The sequence below is a fragment of the Streptomyces sp. NBC_00096 genome, assembly GCF_045041305.1.
Lineage (GTDB): Bacteria > Actinomycetota > Actinomycetes > Streptomycetales > Streptomycetaceae > Streptomyces.
This window is the reverse complement of sequence record NZ_CP108221.1, coordinates 7,024,740-7,040,803: the sequence shown is the minus strand read 5'-3', so window position 1 is coordinate 7,040,803 and position 16,064 is coordinate 7,024,740. Positions and strand designations below refer to the sequence as shown.

Sequence of the window (16,064 nt, the reverse complement as noted above, 5' to 3'; positions counted from 1 at the left end):
ATCCCCATGGACCCTCAGTCCCAGTCCCAGTCCCAGTCCCAGTCCCAGGCCCAGGCCAAGGCCAAGGCCAAGGCCAAGGCCCAGGCCCAGTCGCCGGCCGGGCCCCAGTCCCAGCTCCAACCCCAGTCCAAGTACCGGTCCCAGCAGGACCTGCCCCGCTTCACGGCCGCCGCCGTGCAGGCCGCTCCCGTCTTCCTCGATCCCGACGCCACGGTCGACAAGGCCGTCGCCCTGATCGCCGAAGCCGCCGGGAACGGGGCCCGGCTCGTCGTCTTCCCCGAGGCGTTCCTCCCCGGCTATCCGTACTGGAACTGGACGATGAACCCGGTCCAGGGCTCGCCCTGGTTCGAGCGGCTCCAGCGTGCGTCCGTCGACCTCGACGGCCCGCACGTCCACGCCCTGCGCGTGGCGGCGCGCCGGTACGGGATCGTCCTCGTCATCGGCATCAACGAACGCGCCGCGCACAGCCTCGGGGTGCTCTACAACACCCTGCTCACCATCGGCACCGAAGGTGAACTGCTCGGCGTGCACCGCAAGCTGGTGCCCACCTGGGCCGAGAAGCTGACGTGGACCGGCGGCGACGGCAGCTCGCTGCGCGTCCACCGCACCCCCGTCGGCCCGCTCGGCGCGCTCGCCTGCGGGGAGAACACCAACACCCTGGCCCGTTTCACCCTGCTGGCCCAGGGCGAACTGGTCCACGCCTCCTGCTACATCGCCCTGCCCGTGGCCCCGGCCGACTACGACATGGCCGAGGCGATCGCCGTGCGGACCGCCGCCCACAGCTTCGAGGGCAAGGTCTTCTCCGTCGTCGCCTGCTCCACGATCTCCCCGGAGATCGTCGACGCGGTCGCCGGGGACGACGAGGAGGTACGGGCCCTGTTCGCCCGCCCGCGCAGCGCCCTGTCCGGCATCTTCGGCCCGGACGGGCGCCCGGTGACGGAGCCGCTCGTCGACGTGGAGGGCATCGTCTACGGCGAGATCGACCTGGCCCGGTGCATCCGGCCCAAGCAGATGCACGACATCACCGGCCACTACAACCGCTTCGACGTCTTCCGGCTCGAAGTCGACAACCGGCCCCGCCAGCCGGTCACTTTCACCGCGCCCCTGTCCGCGAGCCCGTCTGAATACCCGTCCGGACCACTGCCCGGACCCCTGCCCGGACCCCTGCCCGAAGCCCTGTCCGAAGCCCTGTCCGGACCACTGCCCGCAGCCCTGTCGACGCCCCTGTCCGGACCGCTCGACACCGCTCCCGAGGAGGACGCATGACCATCGAACAGGACGACACCGCGCTCGGCCGCGCACGGGTCCTCGACACCCCCGAACTCACCGCGTACTACGCCGAGCTCGAAGCCCGCGAGGCCGGCGCGCTGTGGACCGTGGCCAATGACATCGAGCCCTGGTACCCGCAGCCCAAGTCCGTTCCGGTGCTGTGGCGTTACGAGGAACTGCGCCCCCTGGTCCGCAAGGCCCTCGACCTCGTCAGGGCCGATGACGCGGGCCGCCGTGTGGTCATGCTCGTCAACCCCGGCCGCAAGGACGTCAGCGCCGCCGCCGGACTCCTCTACACCGGGCTCCAGATCATGGGCCCCGGCGAGGCCATGACCGCCCACCGCCACCAGGCGGCCGCGCTGCGCTTCGTGCACGAGGGCACCGGGGCCTGGACGATCGTCGACGGCCAGAAGCTGAAGGTCGGCCCCCGCGACTTCGCCATCACCCCGAACGGCACCTGGCACGAGCACGGCAACGACGGGACCGAAGCCCCGGTGATCTGGCAGGACGGCCTCGACATCCCCCTGGTCAACGCCCTGGACTCCGGGTTCTACGAGGTCCACCCCGAGCTGTACCAGACCCCCGGCAAGGTGATCAACTCCTCGGTCCTGAGCTACGGCGGCAACCTGCTGCCGTACGGCATGGAGAAGTGGACGCGGCCTTACTCCCCGCTGCTCGCCTTCCCCTGGGAGCCCACCTACGAGGCGCTGCGCAACCTGGCCAAGGCCTCCGGGGGTTCCCCGTACGACGGGGTGATCGCCGAGTACACCAACCCCCTCACGGGCGGCTCCGTCATGCCCACCATGAGCGCCCACATGCAGCTGCTGCGCCCCGGACAGGCGACGCTGGCCCACCGCCACACCGGGTCGGTGATCTACACGGCGGCCAAGGGGCGCGGGGTGTCGGTGATAGCCGGGCAGCGCTTCGAGTGGCAGCAGGGCGACGTCTTCTGCGTCCCCTCCTGGGCCTGGCACGAGCACCACAACCTCGACCCGTCCGAGGACGCCTGCCTGTTCTCCTTCAACGACTTCCCCGTCATGCGCTCCCTCGGGTTCCACCGCGAAGAGGCGTACCCGGACAACGGCGGGCACCAGCCGGTGTCCTGACCGGCCGCGCACCCCTTCCCTTCCTTCCCTCCTTCCCGCAAGCCTTCAAGGAGCCACCGATGCGACTCGTCACGTACACGCCCGCCACCGGCCCCGCCGACCGCCTCGGCGCCCAGGTCGACGACCTGGTGTACGACCTCGCGGCCCTCGCCCGGCACGTGGGCGCCGAACTCCCCGGCGACCTGCTCTCGTTCGTCCGGGCGGGCGAAGCCGCCCGCGAGACCGCCGCCCGTCTGCTGGACGGCGACCCCACCGACCGGCCCGCCGGGGCCGTCCACCGGCTCGAGGACGTCACGCTCGGCGCCCCGCTGCGCCCCGGCAAGGTCATCGGGGTCGGGCTGAACTACGTGGAGCACGTGGCGGAGTCCAGCCGGAGCCTGGACACCGACAAGGAACTCCCGCCGCGTCCGGTGCTGTTCAGCAAGCCCGCCACCGCCGTCACGGGGCCCGGGCAGCCGATCCTGCACAACGGCGACCTCACCTCCCAGCTCGACTGGGAGTGCGAACTCGCCGTGGTCATCGGCCGCACCGCCTTCCGGGTGACCGAGGAGGAGGCGTACGACCACATATTCGGCTACAGCATCGTCAACGACATCAGCGCCCGCGACCAGCGCCGCTCGGGCCAGTGGTTCTTCTCCAAGGGCCAGGACTCCTACGCCCCCTTCGGCCCCGCCGTGGTCACCGCCGACGAGGTCCCGGACCCGATGGCCCTGGATCTCGAACTGCGCGTCAACGGCGTCACCAAGCAGAAGTCGAACACCCGCCACATGCTGTTCCCCATCGCCCGGCTCATCGCCGACATCAGCTCCGGCGTGACCCTGGAGCCCGGCGACGTCATCGCCACGGGTTCCCCCTCGGGCGTCGGCGCGGGCATGGTCCCGCCGGAGTTCCTCGTGCCGGGAGACACCGTCGAGGCCACCGTCGAGATCATCGGCACCCTCTCCAACCCCGTCGTCGACGCGCGCTGACCCGCCGCCCAGCCGTGTAATCCACCCGAGCCACCAGGAGGCAGTTGTGCCGCACGACCCCGTCCGCACCTACCGCATCGGCCAGATCGTGCCGAGCTCGAACGTCACGATGGAGACCGAGGTGCCGGCCATCCTGCGAGCCCGGCACGCCGTCGCGCCGGAACGCTTCACCTTCCACTCCAGCCGCATGCGGATGACGCACGTGACGCCCGAGCAGCTGCGGGCCATGGACGCCGACTCCGACCGCTGCGCCGTGGAACTCTCCGACGCACGGGTCGACGTACTGGGTTACGCCTGTCTGGTGGCCATCATGAGCATGGGGCTGGGCTACCACCGCACCTCCGAGGAGCGGCTGCACGCGCGCACCGCGGAGAACGGGGCCCCCGCCCCGGTGGTCACCAGCGCCGGGGCCCTGGTGCACGGGCTGCACACCATGGGCGCCCGGAAGGTGGTCCTGCTGGCCCCCTACATGCGTCCCCTCACCCAGACCGTCGTGGACTACCTCACCCACGAGGGCATCGAGGTCCTCGACCACCAGGCCCTGGAGATCCCCGACAACCTCGAGGTGGCCGCGCACGATCCGGCCAGGCTGCCCGGCCTGGCCCGCGCCCTGGACTACGCCGACGCCGACGCGGTGGTGCTCTCCGCGTGCGTGCAGATGCCCTCGCTCGGCGCCATCGAGGAGGCCGAGCAGCTGCTCGGCAAGCCGGTCGTCTCCGCGGCCGTCTGCACCGCCCACCAGATGCTGCGCGCCCTCGACCTGCCGGCCGTGGCACCCGGGGCGGGTCACCTCCTCTCGGGGGCGTACGCGCAGGCCCCCCTCGCGCGGCGGGCGGCTGCGGGGCAGTGACCCCGGCTGGATAGGATCACCTCCGCACACAACGGAAGGTGATCATGTCGGACAGCCCCCTCAGGCCCAGCTCGTTGATCAGCACGGTCTACGGGGCGTTCCTGCGCGGAGACGGCGGCTGGATCTCCATCGCCGACCTGATCACGCTCATGTCGGAGCTCGGGGTGGAGAGCCAGGCGGTCCGCTCCGCGATGTCACGGCTCAAGAAGAAGGGCGTCCTGGAGCCGGAGCGCCGCGGCGCCACCGGCTACCGGCTCAGCCCCGCCGTCCACCCCGTCTTCGACGCGGGTGACCGGCGGATCTTCGCCAGCCTGGAACCGGCGGACCTGGCGGACGGCTGGGCCCTGGCGGTCTTCTCCGTACCGGAGTCCGAGCGCTCCCACCGCTACCAGCTGCGGACCCGGCTGACCTGGCTCGGCTTCGGCAACATCGCCCCCGGCGTGTGGCTGGCGCCGGGCCGGCTCCTGGAGGACGCCCGCGACATGCTGGTGCGGCTCGGGCTGAGCGAGTACGTCCACCTGTTCGCGGCGGCCGACTACGCCGCGTTCAGCGATCTGCCCGGGGCGGTGAGCTCCTGGTGGGACTTCCCCGCGATCCAGGCGCAGTACGCCGCCTTCACCGCGGCGTACGCGCCGGTCGCCGCCCGGCTCGCGGGCCGGGGCGGCGCCCCGGACCCGGCGGACGCCTTCCGCCACTACGTGCCGATGCTCACCGAGTGGCGCCGGCTGCCCTACCTCGACCCGGGTCTGCCCGCCGAACTGCTCCCGGCGGACTGGAACGCGGTGGGCGCCCGGCAGGTCTTCCAGCAGCTGCACGAGGTGCTCGCCGGACCGGGCCTCGCGCACGTGCGGAGCGTGACCGGCGCGGCTTAGGCCGTCCGGTCGGGACGACTCGCCGATCACCGCCCTCGATCAGAGCCGGGAGCAGCTGCCCCTGCTCGGCGGAGTGCGCTCCGGGAAAAGTTGAGAATTGTTCACTTTCCATTGACAGGGTGGGTCCGGGGACCCGAAAGTGCCGTGAGCAACGCGCCCGACGGCACTTCCCCGCACCCGTGTTGGGGATCCGCGCCGCCCCGACCGAAGCGAGTCCGCATGACAGCGCCCGTACCGCAGTTCCCGGCCGGTTTCCTCTGGGGGGTCTCCGCCTCCGCCTTCCAGATCGAGGGCTCGCCCACGGCCGACGGCCGGGGCCCCTCCTCCTGGGACGCCTTCACCAGGGAGCGGGGGCGCGTCAAGGACGGCTCGCACGCGGAGGTGGCCACCGACCACTACCGCCGCTACCGCGAGGACGTGGCGCTGATGGGCGGCCTCGGGGTGGACGCCTACCGGTTCTCGGTCTCCTGGTCCCGCGTCCTGCCCGAGGGCGGCGGGCCCGTGAACCGGGCGGGGCTGGACTTCTACGACCGGCTCGTCGACGAGCTCTGCGCCGCGGGGATAGCCCCGGTGCCCACCCTCTTCCACTGGGACACCCCGCTGGCCCTGGAGGAGCGGGGCGGCTGGCTGGAGCGCGACACGGCCGAGCGGTTCGCGGCGTACGCCTCGGTGGTCGCGGAGCGCCTCGTCGACCGCGTGCCCATGTGGATCACCATCAACGAGCCCGCCGAGGTCACCCTCCTCGGCTACGGCCTCGGTGAGCACGCCCCCGGGAAGCAGCTCGTCTTCGACGCCCTGCCCGCCGCCCACCACCAGCTCCTGGCCCACGGGCTGGGCGTACAGGCCCTGCGGGCGGCGGGCGCCCGCCAGATCGGCATAGCCGCCTCGCACAGCCCGGTCTGGGCCGCGGGCGAGGGCGAAGAGGACCGTGCCGCCGCCGAGTTGTACGACACGCTCACCAACCGCCTCTTCGCCGACCCGATCCTGACCGGCGCCTACCCGGACGGTCTGGAGGCCCTCCTGCCCGGCCCGGTGGCGCAGGACCTGAAGGCGATCTCGGCCCCGCTGGACTGGTACGGGGTCAACTACTACAACCCGATGCTCGTCGGCGCCCCGACCCCGGCCGGCTCCGCCGACTTCGGCGGCATCGAGATCCCCTCCGGCCTGCCCTTCGACATCCGGCAGATCGAGGGGTACGAGCGCACCGACTTCGACTGGCCGGTGGTCCCGGACGGGCTGCGCGAACTGCTCGCCACCCTGCGCGAGCGCTACGGTGACCGGCTGCCGCCCCTCTACATCACCGAGAACGGCTGCTCCTACGGTGACGGGCCCGACCCGGGCACGGGCCGGATCGAGGACGCGCGCCGGATCGCCTACCACGAGGGCCATGTGCGCGCCCTGCACCGGGCGATGGCCGAAGGGGCCGACGTGCGCGGCTACTTCATCTGGTCGATCCTCGACAACTTCGAGTGGGCGGAGGGCTACCGGCAGCGGTTCGGGCTCGTCCACGTCGACTACGAGACGCTGGCGCGGACCCCCAAGGAGTCGTACGCCTGGTACCGCGACCTGATCAGGAGCGGCAGATGACGGCCGGGCCGGAGGCTGCGGAGGGCGCGGAAGGCGCCGAGGGAGCCGAAGGCCCGGAGAGCGCGCAGGGCCCGCGGGACGCGGAGGGAGCCGAAGGCCCGGAGAGCGCGCAGGGCCCGCGGGACGCGGAGGCCGGCGCCTCGCCCGGCGGTCGCTGGGTGAGCGCGCTGTCCCTGGCCAACCTCGGTGTCTGGGTGGGCTGGTTCGGCCCGCTGCAACTGCTCCTGGCGCGCCAGGCCGAGCACCTCGCCCCCGACCACAAGGCCTCCACCCTCGCCGTGGTGACCGGACTGGGGGCGGCCGTCTCGATGGTCGCCAACCCCGTCTTCGGCGCCCTGTCCGACCGTACGACGGCGCGCGCGGGCCGCCGTATCCCCTGGGTGGTCGCCGGGGTGGCGGGCGGGGCCGCCGGCCTGGTGGTGCTGGCGCTGGCGCAGGGCGTCGCGGTCGTGATCGCGGGCTGGTGCCTGGTCCAGCTCGCGCTCAACGCCGCCTTCGCCGCGCTCACCGCGGCCGTCCCCGACCAGGTCCCGCCCCGGCAGCGCGGACTGGTCGGCGGCTGGCTGGGCGTCTCCCAGGTCGTCGGCATCCTGATCGGCACGGCGCTGGCCACGGTCGCGGGCGGGATCACCGCCGGCTACCTGGCCTGCGCGGCCTTCTCCGTGCTCGCGGCGGTGCCGTACGTACTGATGCGGCGCGACTCGGTGCTCGCCCCCACCGCCCGGCCGCCCTTCCGGTGGCGGACCTTCCTGACCGGCTTCTGGATCGATCCGAGGCGCCATCCGGACTTCGGCTGGGCCTGGCTCACCCGGTTCCTCATGAACCTGTCCTACTCCATCAGCACGATGTACCTGCTCTACTACCTCACCGACGCCGTGCGCTACGGGGGCGACGCGGACACCGGCGTCCTGATCCTGACCGCGCTGAACGCGCTCGCCCTGCTCGCCACGGTGGTGATCAGCGGCATCCGGTCGGACCGCAGCGGCCGCCGGAAGGTCTACGTCATCCGCTCGGGGCTGGTCATCGGCGCGGCCACGCTGCTGCTCGCCGGCTGGCAGACCTGGACCGGCGCGATCGTCGCCTCACTCGTCCTCGGCCTCGGCTTCGGCGTGTACACGGCGGTGGACTTCGCCCTGCTCACGGACGTGCTGCCGACCGCGGAGGACCGGGGCAGGGACCTGGGCGTGATCAACATCGCCAATTCGATGCCGCAGGTCCTGGCCCCCGTGATCGCGGCCCCGGTCGTCACCCACCTCGGCGGGTACACGGCCCTGTACACACTCGCGGGCGCCCTGGCCCTCGCGGGATCGGTGCTGGTCCGCCGGATCCGCTCGGTTCCGTAGGCCATCCGCACCCTCCGTGAGAACCGGCACATTCCTCACCCTTTTCGTCGCATTTGGCCCAAGCTTGTACGGACCGGATTCCAGAGCGACAGGGAGAGACATGCGACGCGCCCAGGGCCGTACGGCCACCACGCGGATCGCCCTGATATCGGCGGGCACGGCCGTCGTCCTCGGCCTCGGCGGGTTCAGCGCAGGTGCCGCGACCGCCGAGGGCCGGCCCGCGGGCGACCGCGCGGCCGGCTCCGGAACCTCCTCCGCAGCCGGCAGTGGAGCTGGTGCCGGAGCCGGAGCCGCCGTCGGGCAGAAGACGCTCTCCTCCTTCACCGTCGCCTTCCCGTCCGCGCCGTACCGCACCCACAACATCGCGCGCGCCGTGGAGCTGATCAACGGCGCCGTGGTCCAGCCCGGCGAGATCTGGAGCTTCAACGGGGCGGTGGGCGAGCGGACCCTGGAGAACGGCTTCGTCGACGGCATCATGATCAACGACGGCCGTTACGTGAAATCGCCCGGCGGCGGCGTCTCGGCGGTCGCCACGACCATGTACAACGCCATGTTCTTCGCGGGCCTGAAGCCGGTGGAGCACGGGGCCCACTCGTTCTACATCGAGCGGTACCCCGAGGGCCGCGAGGCCACCGTCGCCTGGGGCACCCTGGACCTGCGCTGGCAGAACGACTCCGGACACCCCGTCACCATCAGGGCCGCGTCCACCGACACCTCGGTGACCGTCACCCTCCTCGGCACGAAGCGGTACGACGAGGTACACGCGACCAAGGGCCCGCGCACCCACATCACGCCGCCCGCCCAGCGCACCATCGCCGGCCCCACATGTGAGGCCCAGACCCCGCTGGAAGGGTTCGACGTCTCCGTCGACCGGGTCTTCGTCCGGGGCGGCCACGAGGTCCGCCGCGAGACGTTCCGTACGCACTACACCCCGCGCGACGAGGTCACCTGCGTCCCGGAGTCCCCCACGGCCACACCCGGCCCCACGACCTCGGACGCCCCCGGGTCCCCGGCCGCCCCCGCGGCGCCGACCGCGGCCCCGGCGCCCACCGCGTCCGCCACGGCCGGTACGACACCGGCCGGCTGAGCGGCCCCCGGCAGTCCCCGGCAGTCCCCGGGCCCGCTCAGGGCGTGATCAGGATCTTTCCGCGCGCCTCGCCCCGGTGCTGGCGGTCGATGGCCTCCGGGGCCCCGGCGAGCGGGCAGGTGTACTGGACCGCCGGGGACAGGGCCCCCTCCTCGACGTAGCGCCCGAGGACCTCCAGGTCGGCCTGGAGCTCGACGGCCATGAACCCCTTGAGGCCGTGGCGCACGAAGGGGTTCAGCAGCGCGGCGCGCAGGATCCGCTCCATGCCGCCCAGCCAGCGGCCGCCCCCCTCGCCGCCGATGATCACGAGCGTCCCGCGCGGGGTCAGTGCGCGCCTGAGGTGGGACAGGGAGCGGTTGCCCGCGGTGTCCAGGACTAGGTCGTAGTGGCGCGTGCCGTCGGCGAACTCCTCGCGGGTGTAGTCGATGACCTCGTCCGCGCCGAGCCCGCGCACCAGCTCCGTCTTCGCCGTGCTGCACACCCCGGTGACGTGCGCCCCGAAGGCCTTGGCCAGCTGCACCGCGAGGGTGCCCACCCCGCCCGCGGCTCCGATCACCAGGACCCGATGCCCGGGCCGCACGCGCCCCGCGTCGCGCAGGGCCTGGAGCGCGGTGAGCCCGGAGATCGGGAGCGCCGCGGCCTCTTCCAGGGGCAGGCCGGCGGGCTTGTGCGCGAGCTTGTCCTGCCGGGCGGTCGCGTACTCGGCGAAGGAGCCCTCGCAGATCCCGAACACCTCGTCCCCCGCGCGGAAGGCGCTCACCCCCTCGCCGACCGCCTCCACCCGGCCCGAGACCTCCCGTCCGCGCACCGGGACCTTGGGCGCGCGCAGTCCGTAGCCCATGAGCCGCAGCAGGTAGGGCCTGCCGCTCATGAGGTGCCAGACCCCGGCGTCCACGGCGGCGCCCCGGACGGCTATCAGCACCTCGCCGCTGCCCGGGCTCGGTGTCCCGATGTCCCTCAGCTCCAGTACGTCACTGGAGCCGTACCTGTCCTGCACGATCGCCTTCACGGCGCCGTCCCTTCCTCGTCGGCGTACTGGAATACCTGTTCGAGCGGTACCGCGAAGACCCGGGCGATCCTGAAGGCCGTCTCCAGCGAGGGCGAGTAGCGCCCCTTCTCGATGGCGATGACGGTCTGGCGGGTCACGCCGACGCGCTCCGCGAGCTCCGCCTGGGTCATCTCCCCGCGCTCGAAGCGCAGGACCCTGATCCGGTTCGTGATGCCGGTGGGCTTCACCACGACTGGAACCCCCAGCGGTAGGCGGCGAGCTTCACCACGGAAGCGAGCACCGCCGAGAGGACGAAGCCCAGGTAGATGGCATTGGAGATCCAGAAGCGGTCCGCCCCGGCCATGGACAGGATCAGCGCGGTCACCGCTCCGATGACCAGGAAGGACTGCCCGGCGTGCTCGCCGAGGCGGCCGATCTCCTTGTCCCGCTGGTCCTTGGCGTCGGCCTCGCCCGGCGCGGCCGCCGCCACCGCGATGTTCAGGAGGATCGAGACCGCGATGGCACCCCCGACCGTCCAGAGCAGCGGCGCGATGTACGGGGCTTCCACGAGGGGAACCCCGCCGTCGGCCCGGCCCAGTACGAGGGCCAGGTAGACCGCGTACCCGGCGACCGCGACCACCCCCATGATCCATGCGCGCTTCTCCTCGAAGGCCATGACCGCACCCGCTCCCATGTAAAACAACTTTGACATGGAGAATGTAAAAAGATCCGTACCCCGTGTCAATGATTTCTTACATTGGATCCTTCGGGTCCTTCATACTGATCTTCATGAACGACACGGCCATCGCGCTCACCCTGGAACGGATCTCCGGACACCGGAGCCGGTTCGACGCCCGCTTCACGCAGTACTTCGACACCCTCGGGGACCGGCTCGACCTCCCGCTGCCGAGCCGGTTCGCACCGCGCGCCCTGGAGCTGCTGCGGGAACTGTCGATGCGCGGCGGCAAGCGCCTGCGGGTCGTCCTGCTGTACGAGGCGGCCCGGCTGGTGAGCACCGAGGAGCCGGCGGGGCTGGTGGAGGCCGGGCTGAGCCTGGAGCTGCTGCAGACGCACGGGCTCGTCCACGACGACATCATCGACGACGCGCCCCTGCGGCGCGGCGGGCCCTCCACGTACTACGCCTACCGGGAGGAGCTGCCCGAGGACCTCCCGGCCGCCCTCGGTCTCGCCGTACTGGCCGGCGACCTGGCCGCGTTCCTGTCGATGCAGGTGCTGCTGGAGGCCGACGCGCCCCCGGAGCTGCGCCAGGCACTGCTCGCCGTCCAGATACGCACGGCGGCCGAGACGGTGGCCGGGCAGATCGCGGATCTGGAGCGGGACTCGCTCGGGACTCCCGACGAGGAGTTCCTGCACGCCGTCACCGACTTCAAGAGTGCGCGGTACTCCATCCTGGCGCCGCTGACCATGGGCCTGCTCGCTGCGGGCGGGGACCCCGCGCCCCATCGCGAGCGGCTGCACCGGTACGCCCGCCTGGTGGGGATCGGCGAGCAGATGCGCGACGACTTCCTGGACCTGTTCGGCGAGTCCGCCGAGGTGGGCAAGTCCACCGGGGCCGACATCCGCTCCGGGCGCCGCACCTACGCCGTCAACGCGGTCCTGGCCCGGGCGGGCGCGGCCGACGCGGCCCTGGTGGAGGCCACCCTCGGCGATCCGGAGTGCACGGACGACACCATCGCCCGGATCCGGGAGATCGCCCGCGAGAGCGGAGCCGAGCAGTGGCTGCGCGCGGAGATCCGCCGGTACGCCGGGGCGGCGGCCGCCGAGGCCGCCTCCTGGGCCCCGTACTGGCGGGCGGAGGCGGTGGAATTCTTCCGGATCCTGCCGCTGTGGAGCGCCGGGCAGCTGGACCGTACGCACGGGGCCGGCTGAGCCCGTCCCGGGAGCCGCGGGACCCCGGACCCCGCGGCTCCCGGCGGCCCGGCCGTCACCCGGGCGCGCGGTCCCACTGGCACCACGGCCGCGCCCCCGGCTTGCTGGACGAATGACACCAGGAGCACCGGGGACGCCCCCGGGACAGATTCTGAGCACCCCCCGGGCGGCGGGGCTGGCGGGGATCCTCTTCGCCGCCCTCATGGCGGCGGCGATCGTCCTCGCCCGGATCGCCCTGCCGGAAGGGGGCGGCGCGGACCGGGTCGAGGTCACCGCGGGGCAGCGCGACGCGGTGACCACGGCGCTGGAGCTCGTCCCCTTCGCCGGCATCGCCTTCCTGTGGTTCATGGGCGCCCTGCGGGAGCACGCCGGGGAGGCCGAGGACCGGTTCGTCTCCACCGTCTTCCTCGGGAGCGGCCTGGTCTTCGTCGCCTGCCTGTTCGGCGCCTCCGCGGCCGCCGGGACGGTACTGGACGCCGACCAGCCCCAGGAGTTCGGCCGCCACTTCGCGTACGAGCTGCTCACCACGTACGGGATGCGGATGGCCGCCGTGTTCGCCTTCGCGACCTCCACGATCGGCCGCAGGCTCGGGATCTTCCCGCGCCCGCTGACCGTGGCCGGGTACCTCGCCGGCCTCGTCCTGCTGGTGGTCGGCTCCTCCGTGCCCTGGTCCGAGCTGGTCTTCCCGGCCTGGGCCCTGGTCCTGAGCCTGTACGTCCTGCGGACCGGCCGGGGTCGGCCGCGGCCCGGCCCCTGACGGAAACCGCGCCCCGGCGTCACCCCAATGGCGGACCTGGACGGGCTGCGCGCGGCCACCGCGCGCAGGCTGATTCGGGAAGCCCAGGGGGGCACCGAAAGGACACACCTTGCTGAGGCTCGTCGTCGATCTCAACCGGTGCCAGGGATACGCACAGTGCGCCTTCCTCGCCCCCGACGTCTTCGCGATGCACGGGGACGAGGGACTGCTCTACGACCCGCAGGCCGAGGCGGACCAGCGCGAGCGCGTGGCCCAGGCCGTCGCCGCCTGCCCCGTGCAGGCGATCCTCGTGGACGAACTGGACCTGGCCGCCACCGCCCCCGCCTCCTCAGGGGAGGCCTCCGATGGCTGACTCCGCTCTGGACCAGCTCAAGCACACCGGCCGGATCGTGGTCGTCGGTGCCTCGCTCGCCGGGCTGCGCGCCGCCGAGGTCATGCGGGAGAAGGGCTTCGCCGGCTCGCTGACCCTGATCGGCGACGAACCCCACGAACCGTACGACCGCCCGCCGCTGTCCAAGGGGGTGCTGCTGGGCCGGGCCGACGCCGAGCGCACCCTGCTCCCCCGGCGGCGCGACATCCAGGCCGAGTGGCGGCTGGGCGTGGCGGCCACCGGGCTCGACATGGCGGCCCGTACGGTCAAGCTCGCCGACGGCGACGAGGTCCCGTACGACCGGCTGCTGATCGCCACCGGGGTACGGGCCCGGCCCTGGCCGAACGAGGCCGAGGGCGAGCTCCACGGGGTCTTCACACTGCGCACCCGCGAGGACGGGGCGGGCCTGGCCCGTGCGCTGGCCGCCGGACCGCGCCGGGTGCTGGTCATCGGCGCCGGGTTCACCGGCTCCGAGATCGCCTCGGCGTGCCGGGAACGCGGGCTGGAGGTCACCGTCGCCGAACGCGGCGACGGCCCCCTGGTCGGCGCCCTGGGCGGGGTGATCGGGGCCGTTGCCGCCGAACTCCACCGGGAGAACGGCGTGGACCTGCGGACCGGGATCATGGTGACCGGCCTGGAGGGGGACTCCAGCGGCCGGGTGCGCGCCGCGCACCTCTCCGACGGCACCACGCTGGAGTGCGACGTCGTGGTCGTCTCCCTCGGCGCCCAGCGCAACACGGAGTGGCTGACCGGCTCCGGGCTCGGGGCGGGTCCGCGCGGCATCGCCTGCGACGCGGGCTGCCGCGCCTTCGACCTGCGCGGCATCGTCACCGACGACATCTACGTGGCGGGCGACGTGGCCCGCTCCCCGCACGCCCTGTTCGGCTACCAGTTCCTGTCCCTGGAGCACTGGGGCAACGCCGTGGCGCAGGCCGAGACGGCCGCGCACAACATGCTGAGCGAGAGCACCGACCGCCGGCCGCACCTGTGGGTGCCGGCGTTCTGGTCCTCCCAGTTCGGCGTGAACATCAAATCCGTGGGCGTGCCCTCCATGGGCAGCGAGATCATGATCACCCAGGGGTCCCGCGCCGAGCGCCGCTTCACCGCGGTCTACGGCTACCAGGGCCGGATCATCGGGGCGGTCACCTTCGACAACGCGCGCTGGCTGCAGTTCTACGAGCGGCAGATCGAGTGCACCGCGCCCTTCCCGCCCCCGTTCACCACGGTGGACCGCCGCGCCGACGGGCAGCGGCCGATCCCGGCGGACTTCCCGGACCCCTCGGTCCCCACGCACGGCCCGACCATCACCCTCAGCGGGTACTCGCCGGCCGACCGCCGGATCGCCACCTTCACCCCCGCCGGGCACTGACCCGCACGCCCCCGGAGGACCCGCAATGAGCCACGGCATCCTGAGCCAGATCCTGGACTACGCCAACCGCGCGAACCCGTACCCGCTGTACGAGGAGCTGCGCAAGACCCCCGTCTTCCACGACGGGACCGGACCGTACGTCATCAGCACCTACTACGACATCCAGAGCCTGCTGCACGATCCGCGGCTCAGCTCCGACTCCCGCAACCTGGCGGCGACGGCCGGGGACCCGCTGGCGGAGGGAGGTGACGAGGAGGCCACGGCGCTGCCGCCGAGCTTCCTGAAGCTGGACCCGCCGGAGCACGACCGGCTGCGCCGGATGACCAACCGGCCCTTCGGCCCACCGCACTCCCCGCGCCGCGTCGACGGGATGCGGGGCGGCCTGAAGGACATCGTCACCGGTCTCATCGACAACCTCGGGGACACCGAAGGGATCGACCTGGTCGACCAGTTCGCGTACCCGTTCCCGGTGACGATGATCTGCCAGCTGCTGGGCGTACCGCGGGAGGACGAGGCCCGCTTCCACGTCTGGGCCGACACCCTCGCCGCGAGCCTGGACCCCGATCCGGAGTCCGATCCCGCCGAACGGCAGCGCAAGACCCACGACTCCCGGATGGAGTTGGGCATGTACCTGGCCGGGCTGATCGAGGAGCGGCGCAAGGACCCCGGCGACGACATGCTCTCCCAGCTGGCCGTGGGACACGGCCCGGACGAGTCCATGTCCACGATGGAGCTGCTCAGCACGGCGGCCCTGCTGCTGATCGCCGGCCACGAGACCACGGTCAACCTGATCACCAACGGGATGCTGACCCTGCTGCGCAACCCGGACGTGCTGCAGCAGTTGCGCCGGGAGCCCGGGCTGGCCGTGCCCCTGGTGGAGGAACTGCTGCGGTTCGAGCCGCCGGTGCAGCTGCTGCCGCAGCGCACCCCGCTCGTGGACATCGAGGTCCGCGGGATCACCATCCCCAAGGGCTCCTCGATGTGGCTGATCCTGGCCTCCGGCAACCGGGACCCGGACCGCTTCGAGAACCCGGACCGCTTCGACCCGCACCGCAAGGACGTCCAGCACCTGGGCCTGGGCAGCGGGATCCACAGCTGCTTCGGCGCCCCGCTGGCCCGGCTGGAGGCCCAGTTGGCGCTGAGCGAGCTGGCCCGGCGGCTGGAGAACCCGCGGCTGCTGGAGGATCCGCCGCCCTACCGGCAGAACGCGGTCCTGCGCGGGCCCCGGCACCTGCGGATCGCCTGCGACGGGATCCGCCCCTGACGGCGACCCCTGACGGCAGCCCCTGACCGTGGCCCCCGGGCCGGCTACCAGCCGAAGCGGCGGTCGACCTCGCGCTCGAACTCCTCGAAGGTCAGTACCCCGTCGCCGTCCAGGTTGGCGCGGTCGAAGAGGGCCGAGGAGGTGTCCACGTCGCTCACGCCCCAGAACGGCAGGTCGCCGTTGGCGGCGAGGGTGGGGCCCTTGCTCCGCAGGGCCGTGATCACCTCGACGCGCGTCAGGACGCCGTCGCTGTTCAGGTCGAGTGCGTCGAAGAGCTTGCGGGCCTTCTCACTCATGGCGTAGGCCTTTCGGTCGGGCTGGGCGACGCCGTGCGGGAGCGCGGC

The 16,064-nt window shown here is 72.5% G+C and carries 17 protein-coding genes; 13 read left to right on the top strand and 4 right to left on the bottom strand.

What is annotated here, in order from left to right; genetic code table 11:
- Nucleotides 1-6: 6 nt before the first annotated feature.
- From OG904_RS31450 to OG904_RS31415, 8 genes are all read left to right on the top strand, one after another.
- Nucleotides 7-1,266: a carbon-nitrogen hydrolase family protein gene (locus tag OG904_RS31450; RefSeq protein ID WP_405496813.1), complete on the top strand. Its 1,260-nt coding sequence runs from the start codon at nt 7-9 to the stop codon at nt 1,264-1,266.
- Complete coding sequence (locus OG904_RS31445; protein WP_405496811.1) at nt 1,263-2,375, top strand: cupin domain-containing protein; 1,113 nt, start codon at nt 1,263-1,265, stop codon at nt 2,373-2,375. The genes OG904_RS31450 and OG904_RS31445 overlap by 4 nt, the downstream gene beginning before the upstream one ends.
- A 59-nt stretch (nt 2,376-2,434) precedes the next feature.
- Nucleotides 2,435-3,343: a fumarylacetoacetate hydrolase family protein gene (locus OG904_RS31440; protein ID WP_405496809.1), complete on the top strand. Its 909-nt coding sequence runs from the start codon at nt 2,435-2,437 to the stop codon at nt 3,341-3,343.
- A 109-nt stretch (nt 3,344-3,452) separates the two neighbouring features.
- Complete coding sequence (locus tag OG904_RS31435) at nt 3,453-4,193, top strand: Asp/Glu racemase (RefSeq protein WP_405498367.1); 741 nt, start codon at nt 3,453-3,455, stop codon at nt 4,191-4,193.
- 44 nt (nt 4,194-4,237) lie between these two features.
- Nucleotides 4,238-5,065: a PaaX family transcriptional regulator C-terminal domain-containing protein gene (locus tag OG904_RS31430; RefSeq protein ID WP_405496807.1), complete on the top strand. Its 828-nt coding sequence runs from the start codon at nt 4,238-4,240 to the stop codon at nt 5,063-5,065.
- A 219-nt stretch (nt 5,066-5,284) separates the two neighbouring features.
- Nucleotides 5,285-6,652, top strand: a complete 1,368-nt coding sequence (locus tag OG904_RS31425) for a GH1 family beta-glucosidase (protein WP_405496805.1) — start codon at nt 5,285-5,287, stop codon at nt 6,650-6,652.
- Nucleotides 6,649-7,995, top strand: a complete 1,347-nt coding sequence (locus tag OG904_RS31420; protein WP_405496803.1) for an MFS transporter — start codon at nt 6,649-6,651, stop codon at nt 7,993-7,995. Before OG904_RS31425 ends, OG904_RS31420 begins: the two co-directional genes overlap by 4 nt.
- Nucleotides 7,996-8,095: 100 nt before the next feature.
- A complete protein-coding gene (locus OG904_RS31415; protein ID WP_405496801.1) occupies nt 8,096-9,082 on the top strand; it encodes a VanW family protein in 987 nt (328 codons plus the stop codon).
- A 37-nt stretch (nt 9,083-9,119) separates the two neighbouring features.
- Here OG904_RS31415 and OG904_RS31410 read toward each other — a convergent pair whose 3' ends face one another.
- From OG904_RS31410 to OG904_RS31400, 3 genes are read right to left on the bottom strand one after another with little or no spacing between them, the layout of a single operon-like run.
- A complete protein-coding gene (locus OG904_RS31410) occupies nt 9,120-10,091 on the bottom strand; it encodes an NAD(P)-dependent alcohol dehydrogenase (protein ID WP_405496799.1) in 972 nt (323 codons plus the stop codon).
- Nucleotides 10,088-10,261, bottom strand: a complete 174-nt coding sequence (locus tag OG904_RS31405) for a helix-turn-helix transcriptional regulator (RefSeq protein WP_405498365.1) — start codon at nt 10,259-10,261, stop codon at nt 10,088-10,090. The genes OG904_RS31410 and OG904_RS31405 overlap by 4 nt, the downstream gene beginning before the upstream one ends.
- Nucleotides 10,262-10,314: 53 nt before the next feature.
- Nucleotides 10,315-10,782: a hypothetical protein gene (locus OG904_RS31400; RefSeq protein WP_405496797.1), complete on the bottom strand. Its 468-nt coding sequence runs from the start codon at nt 10,780-10,782 to the stop codon at nt 10,315-10,317.
- Nucleotides 10,783-10,859: 77 nt separating this feature from the next.
- On the opposite strand from OG904_RS31400, the gene OG904_RS31395 reads away from it, so the two are divergent.
- From OG904_RS31395 to OG904_RS31375, 5 genes are all read left to right on the top strand, one after another.
- Nucleotides 10,860-11,960, top strand: a complete 1,101-nt coding sequence (locus OG904_RS31395) for a polyprenyl synthetase family protein (protein WP_405496795.1) — start codon at nt 10,860-10,862, stop codon at nt 11,958-11,960.
- A gap of 112 nt (nt 11,961-12,072) precedes the next feature.
- Nucleotides 12,073-12,717: a hypothetical protein gene (locus OG904_RS31390; protein WP_405496793.1), complete on the top strand. Its 645-nt coding sequence runs from the start codon at nt 12,073-12,075 to the stop codon at nt 12,715-12,717.
- A gap of 112 nt (nt 12,718-12,829) precedes the next feature.
- Nucleotides 12,830-13,069, top strand: a complete 240-nt coding sequence (locus OG904_RS31385) for a ferredoxin (RefSeq protein ID WP_405498363.1) — start codon at nt 12,830-12,832, stop codon at nt 13,067-13,069.
- A complete protein-coding gene (locus tag OG904_RS31380; protein ID WP_405496791.1) occupies nt 13,062-14,456 on the top strand; it encodes an NAD(P)/FAD-dependent oxidoreductase in 1,395 nt (464 codons plus the stop codon). The genes OG904_RS31385 and OG904_RS31380 overlap by 8 nt, the downstream gene beginning before the upstream one ends.
- A 25-nt stretch (nt 14,457-14,481) precedes the next feature.
- Nucleotides 14,482-15,720, top strand: a complete 1,239-nt coding sequence (locus OG904_RS31375) for a cytochrome P450 (RefSeq protein ID WP_405496789.1) — start codon at nt 14,482-14,484, stop codon at nt 15,718-15,720.
- Between the two features lie 44 nt (nt 15,721-15,764).
- On the opposite strand, the gene OG904_RS31370 is transcribed toward OG904_RS31375, so the two are convergent.
- A complete protein-coding gene (locus OG904_RS31370; RefSeq protein WP_405496787.1) occupies nt 15,765-16,016 on the bottom strand; it encodes an EF-hand domain-containing protein in 252 nt (83 codons plus the stop codon).
- Nucleotides 16,017-16,064: the final 48 nt, after the last annotated feature.

What these genes read in the sequence shown, in the direction of transcription:
- OG904_RS31375 (WP_405496789.1), top strand. Translation starts at nt 14,482, where the DNA reads ATGAGCCACGGCATCCTGAGCCAGATCCTGGACTACGCCAACCGCGCG.
- OG904_RS31445 (WP_405496811.1), top strand. Translation starts at nt 1,263, where the DNA reads ATGACCATCGAACAGGACGACACCGCGCTCGGCCGCGCACGGGTCCTC.
- OG904_RS31440 (WP_405496809.1), top strand. Translation starts at nt 2,435, where the DNA reads ATGCGACTCGTCACGTACACGCCCGCCACCGGCCCCGCCGACCGCCTC.
- OG904_RS31380 (WP_405496791.1), top strand. Translation starts at nt 13,062, where the DNA reads ATGGCTGACTCCGCTCTGGACCAGCTCAAGCACACCGGCCGGATCGTG.
- OG904_RS31395 (WP_405496795.1), top strand. Translation starts at nt 10,860, where the DNA reads ATGAACGACACGGCCATCGCGCTCACCCTGGAACGGATCTCCGGACAC.
- OG904_RS31370 (WP_405496787.1), bottom strand. Translation starts at nt 16,016, where the DNA reads ATGAGTGAGAAGGCCCGCAAGCTCTTCGACGCACTCGACCTGAACAGC.
- OG904_RS31430 (WP_405496807.1), top strand. Translation starts at nt 4,238, where the DNA reads ATGTCGGACAGCCCCCTCAGGCCCAGCTCGTTGATCAGCACGGTCTAC.
- OG904_RS31400 (WP_405496797.1), bottom strand. Translation starts at nt 10,782, where the DNA reads ATGTCAAAGTTGTTTTACATGGGAGCGGGTGCGGTCATGGCCTTCGAG.
- OG904_RS31415 (WP_405496801.1), top strand. Translation starts at nt 8,096, where the DNA reads ATGCGACGCGCCCAGGGCCGTACGGCCACCACGCGGATCGCCCTGATA.
- OG904_RS31390 (WP_405496793.1), top strand. Translation starts at nt 12,073, where the DNA reads ATGACACCAGGAGCACCGGGGACGCCCCCGGGACAGATTCTGAGCACC.
- OG904_RS31435 (WP_405498367.1), top strand. Translation starts at nt 3,453, where the DNA reads ATGGAGACCGAGGTGCCGGCCATCCTGCGAGCCCGGCACGCCGTCGCG.
- OG904_RS31450 (WP_405496813.1), top strand. Translation starts at nt 7, where the DNA reads ATGGACCCTCAGTCCCAGTCCCAGTCCCAGTCCCAGTCCCAGGCCCAG.
- OG904_RS31405 (WP_405498365.1), bottom strand. Translation starts at nt 10,261, where the DNA reads ATGACCCAGGCGGAGCTCGCGGAGCGCGTCGGCGTGACCCGCCAGACC.
- OG904_RS31420 (WP_405496803.1), top strand. Translation starts at nt 6,649, where the DNA reads ATGACGGCCGGGCCGGAGGCTGCGGAGGGCGCGGAAGGCGCCGAGGGA.
- OG904_RS31425 (WP_405496805.1), top strand. Translation starts at nt 5,285, where the DNA reads ATGACAGCGCCCGTACCGCAGTTCCCGGCCGGTTTCCTCTGGGGGGTC.